Source organism: Acinetobacter sp. YT-02, assembly GCF_002412355.1.
GTDB classification, from domain to species: Bacteria; Pseudomonadota; Gammaproteobacteria; order Pseudomonadales; family Moraxellaceae; genus Acinetobacter; species Acinetobacter towneri.
In genome coordinates this window covers 1-3,837 of the sequence record NZ_NOZT01000024.1, presented here as the reverse complement: position 1 = coordinate 3,837, position 3,837 = coordinate 1, and the positions used below count along the sequence as shown (strand labels likewise).

General features: G+C 48.0%; 2 tRNA genes and 2 rRNA genes. All 4 read left to right on the top strand.

Annotated elements, in window-relative coordinates:
• Nucleotides 1–1,162 (top strand): 16S ribosomal RNA (locus CF596_RS08040); the annotation flags it as partial.
• A gap of 158 nt (nucleotides 1,163–1,320) precedes the next feature.
• Nucleotides 1,321–1,397, top strand: a tRNA-Ile gene (locus tag CF596_RS08035).
• A gap of 55 nt (nucleotides 1,398–1,452) precedes the next feature.
• Nucleotides 1,453–1,528: transfer RNA gene (locus tag CF596_RS08030), tRNA-Ala, on the top strand.
• Between the two features lie 478 nt (nucleotides 1,529–2,006).
• A 23S ribosomal RNA gene (locus CF596_RS08025) occupies nucleotides 2,007–3,837 on the top strand; the annotation flags it as partial.

Sequence of the window (3,837 nt, the reverse complement as noted above, 5' to 3'; positions counted from 1 at the left end):
AACCCTGATCCAGCCATGCCGCGTGTGTGAAGAAGGCCTTTTGGTTGTAAAGCACTTTAAGCGAGGAGGAGGCTCTCTTGGTTAATACCTGAGAAGAGTGGACGTTACTCGCAGAATAAGCACCGGCTAACTCTGTGCCAGCAGCCGCGGTAATACAGAGGGTGCGAGCGTTAATCGGATTTACTGGGCGTAAAGCGCGCGTAGGTGGTTAATTAAGTCAAATGTGAAATCCCCGAGCTTAACTTGGGAATTGCATTCGATACTGGTTAGCTAGAGTATGGGAGAGGATGGTAGAATTCCAGGTGTAGCGGTGAAATGCGTAGAGATCTGGAGGAATACCGATGGCGAAGGCAGCCATCTGGCCTAATACTGACACTGAGGTGCGAAAGCATGGGGAGCAAACAGGATTAGATACCCTGGTAGTCCATGCCGTAAACGATGTCTACTAGCCGTTGGGGGATTTGATCCTTTAGTGGCGCAGCTAACGCGATAAGTAGACCGCCTGGGGAGTACGGTCGCAAGACTAAAACTCAAATGAATTGACGGGGGCCCGCACAAGCGGTGGAGCATGTGGTTTAATTCGATGCAACGCGAAGAACCTTACCTGGCCTTGACATAGTAGAGACTTTCCAGAGATGGATTGGTGCCTTCGGGAATCTACATACAGGTGCTGCATGGCTGTCGTCAGCTCGTGTCGTGAGATGTTGGGTTAAGTCCCGCAACGAGCGCAACCCTTTTCCTTACTTGCCAGCATTTCGGATGGGAACTTTAAGGATACTGCCAGTGACAAACTGGAGGAAGGCGGGGACGACGTCAAGTCATCATGGCCCTTACGGCCAGGGCTACACACGTGCTACAATGGTCGGTACAAAGGGTTGCTACCTCGCGAGAGGATGCTAATCTCAAAAAGCCGATCGTAGTCCGGATCGCAGTCTGCAACTCGACTGCGTGAAGTCGGAATCGCTAGTAATCGCGGATCAGAATGCCGCGGTGAATACGTTCCCGGGCCTTGTACACACCGCCCGTCACACCATGGGAGTTTGTTGCACCAGAAGTAGGTAGTCTAACCGCAAGGAGGACGCTTACCACGGTGTGGCCGATGACTGGGGTGAAGTCGTAACAAGGTAGCCGTAGGGGAACCTGCGGCTGGATCACCTCCTTAACGAAAGATTGACGATTGGTAAGAATCCACAACAAGTTGTTCTTCATGACGATGTGTCTTAAAAGATAATTCGAGGTTTTCGAATTGGATTGAGTAGCAGATACTACGCACTGCGTTTGTCTTGCGAAAAATACAAAGCGATGCTTTGATTTTTCTCAGGGTCTGTAGCTCAGTTGGTTAGAGCACACGCTTGATAAGCGTGGGGTCACAAGTTCAAGTCTTGTCAGACCCACCACTACTGACGAAGCAATTATGCAGAAGAAGATACATCGAATCACAGATGATAAGCTGGGGACTTAGCTTAGTTGGTAGAGCGCCTGCTTTGCACGCAGGAGGTCAGGAGTTCGACTCTCCTAGTCTCCACCAAATTTTAAGATCAGAAAAGCACTGCTTTTCCTTAAAATTTAAGCAAACAGCTATGCTGTGCGCAGGCACACATATACTGGAGCTTTAAGCTAAAGATTGCAGAACTTAATAAAAGATCGAAAGAATCGAGAGATTAAATTTGATGGTTTATTAAGTTCTGTGATTTATCACAGTTGACTGCAGTCCGACGAGGATGCAGTGAATCATTAACAGATTGGCAAAAATTGAGTCTGAAATAAATTGTTCAACTCATTTTATTCAAGATTGACAGTAATGCTTAGGTGTTACGGTTTAATTACGAATTGAAATGAGCACTAGCAAATTAACTGAATCAAGCGTTTTGGTATATGAATTTAGATTGAAGCTGTACGGTGCTTAAGAGCACGGGACTTCGAACTGTAGATTAAATAGATCATTAATTATTTATTTAATTGTCTTAATCCTACTTGTAGGGATTAACGACTGTTTGGGGTTGTATAGTCAAGTAATTAAGTGCATGTGGTGGATGCCTTGGCAGTCAGAGGCGAAGAAAGACGTGATAGCCTGCGAAAAGCTCCGGGGAGGCGGCAAATATCCTTTGATCCGGAGATGTCTGAATGGGGAAACCCACCTACCTTAAGGTAGGTATCGTATGATGAATACATAGTCATACGAAGCGAACGAGGGGAAGTGAAACATCTCAGTACCCGTAGGAAAAGAAATCAATTGAGATTCCCTCAGTAGCGGCGAGCGAAAGGGGAAAAGCCCATTAAGTTATGTGTGTTTTAGTGGAATGCTCTGGGAAGTGCAACCATAGTGGGTGATAGTCCTGTACACGAAAGGGCACACATAATGATGACGAGTAGGGCGAGGCACGTGAAACCTTGTCTGAATATGGGGGGACCATCCTCCAAGGCTAAATACTCCTGACTGACCGATAGTGAACCAGTACCGTGAGGGAAAGGCGAAAAGAACCCCTGTGAGGGGAGTGAAATAGATCCTGAAACCGCATGCATACAAGCAGTGGGAGCCAACTTGTTTGGTGACTGCGTACCTTTTGTATAATGGGTCAGCGACTTATATTCAGTAGCAAGGTTAACCGAATAGGGGAGCCGTAGAGAAATCGAGTCTTAATAGGGCGTATAGTTGCTGGGTATAGACCCGAAACCGGGTGATCTATCCATGAGCAGGTTGAAGGTTGGGTAACACTAACTGGAGGACCGAACCCACTGTCGTTGAAAAGCCAGGGGATGACTTGTGGATAGGGGTGAAAGGCTAATCAAACTCGGTGATAGCTGGTTCTCCCCGAAAGCTATTTAGGTAGCGCCTCGGACGAATACCATTGGGGGTAGAGCACTGTTTCGGCTAGGGGGTCATCCCGACTTACCAAACCGATGCAAACTCCGAATACCAATGAGTACTATCCGGGAGACAGACTGCGGGTGCTAACGTCCGTAGTCAAGAGGAAAACAATCCAGACCGCCAGCTAAGGCCCCAAAATCATAGTTAAGTGGGAAACGATGTGGGAAGGCATAGACAGCTAGGAGGTTGGCTTAGAAGCAGCCACCCTTTAAAGAAAGCGTAATAGCTCACTAGTCGAGTCGGCCTGCGCGGAAGATGTAACGGGGCTAAAACTATGTGCCGAAGCTGCGGATGCATAATTTATTATGCGTGGTAGGGGAGCGTTCTGTAAGCCGAAGAAGGTGGATTGAGAAGTCTGCTGGAGGTATCAGAAGTGCGAATGCTGACGTGAGTAACGACAAAACGGGTGAAAAACCCGTTCGCTGAAAGACCAAGGGTTCCAGTCCAACGTTAATCGGGGCTGGGTGAGTCGACCCCTAAGGCGAGGCCGAGAGGCGTAGTCGATGGGAAATTGGTTAATATTCCAATACTTCAGTGTAATGCGATGAGAGGACGGAGAAGGTTAAGTCAGCCTGGCGTTGGTAGTCCAGGTGAAAGGAAGTAGGCATGCATCTTAGGCAAATCCGGGGTGCTCTATGCTGAGATCTGATATCAAGCTGTACTTGTACAGTGAAGTGGCTGATACCCTGCTTCCAGGAAAAGTCTCTAAGCTTCAGTTACACTGGAATCGTACCCGAAACCGACACAGGTGGTCAGGTCGAGTAGACCAAAGCGCTTGAGAGAACTCTGCTGAAGGAACTAGGCAAAATGGTACCGTAACTTCGGGAGAAGGTACGCTGTTGATGGTGATAGGACTCGCTCCTTGAGCTGTCGACAGCCTCAGAAACCAGGCCGCTGCAACTGTTTATTAAAAACATAGCACTCTGCAAACACGAAAGTGGACGTATAGGGTGTGATGCCTGCCCGGT